The 1,491-nt window shown below is 53.3% G+C and carries 1 rRNA gene; it reads left to right on the top strand.

The features are described from left to right. Nucleotides 1–1,420: ribosomal RNA gene (locus FG99_RS30670) — 23S ribosomal RNA — on the top strand; the annotation flags it as partial. Nucleotides 1,421–1,491: the final 71 nt, after the last annotated feature.

The raw sequence follows: 1,491 nt of genomic DNA, 5'->3' as shown, positions 1-1,491 counted from the left end.
CACTTAGGCAAATCCGGGTGTTCAAGGCCGAGAGCTGATGACGAGCTTTCTTTTAGAGAGCGAAGTGGTTGATGCCATGCTTCCAGGAAAAGCTTCTAAGCTTCAGGTAACTAGGAACCGTACCCGAAACCGACACAGGTGGTCGGGTAGAGAATACCAAGGCGCTTGAGAGAACTCGGGTGAAGGAACTAGGCAAAATGGCACCGTAACTTCGGGAGAAGGTGCGCCGGTGAGGGTGAAGTATTTACTGCGTAAGCCCACGCCGGTCGAAGATACCAGGCCGCTGCGACTGTTTATTAAAAACACAGCACTCTGCAAACACGAAAGTGGACGTATAGGGTGTGACGCCTGCCCGGTGCCGGAAGGTTAATTGATGGGGTTAGCGAAAGCGAAGCTCTTGATCGAAGCCCCGGTAAACGGCGGCCGTAACTATAACGGTCCTAAGGTAGCGAAATTCCTTGTCGGGTAAGTTCCGACCTGCACGAATGGCGTAACGATGGCGGCGCTGTCTCCACCCGAGACTCAGTGAAATTGAAATCGCTGTGAAGATGCAGTGTATCCGCGGCTAGACGGAAAGACCCCGTGAACCTTTACTGTAGCTTTGCACTGGACTTTGAGCCTGCTTGTGTAGGATAGGTGGGAGGCTTTGAAGCGTGGACGCCAGTTCGCGTGGAGCCAACCTTGAAATACCACCCTGGCATGCTTGAGGTTCTAACTCTGATCCGTTATCCGGATCGAGGACAGTGTATGGTGGGCAGTTTGACTGGGGCGGTCTCCTCCTAAAGAGTAACGGAGGAGTACGAAGGTGCGCTCAGACCGGTCGGAAATCGGTCGCAGAGTATAAAGGCAAAAGCGCGCTTGACTGCGAGACAGACACGTCGAGCAGGTACGAAAGTAGGTCTTAGTGATCCGGTGGTTCTGTATGGAAGGGCCATCGCTCAACGGATAAAAGGTACTCCGGGGATAACAGGCTGATACCGCCCAAGAGTTCATATCGACGGCGGTGTTTGGCACCTCGATGTCGGCTCATCACATCCTGGGGCTGAAGCCGGTCCCAAGGGTATGGCTGTTCGCCATTTAAAGTGGTACGCGAGCTGGGTTTAGAACGTCGTGAGACAGTTCGGTCCCTATCTGCCGTGGACGTTTGAGATTTGAGAGGGGCTGCTCCTAGTACGAGAGGACCGGAGTGGACGAACCTCTGGTGTTCCGGTTGTCACGCCAGTGGCACTGCCGGGTAGCTATGTTCGGAATAGATAACCGCTGAAAGCATCTAAGCGGGAAACTAGCCTCAAGATGAGATCTCACTGGGAACTTGATTCCCCTGAAGGGCCGTCGAAGACTACGACGTTGATAGGTCGGGTGTGTAAGCGCTGTGAGGCGTTGAGCTAACCGATACTAATTGCCCGTGAGGCTTGACCATATAACACCCAAACAATTTGTGTGTTAGACGGTGAAGTCGACGAACCGAAAGTTCGTGTGAACCGCAAAGAA

Source organism: Pseudomonas sp. AAC (genome assembly GCF_000725445.1).
In the GTDB taxonomy this organism is placed as follows: domain Bacteria; phylum Pseudomonadota; class Gammaproteobacteria; order Pseudomonadales; family Pseudomonadaceae; genus Pseudomonas; species Pseudomonas citronellolis.
This window is presented reverse-complemented; position numbering and strand designations above follow the sequence as displayed.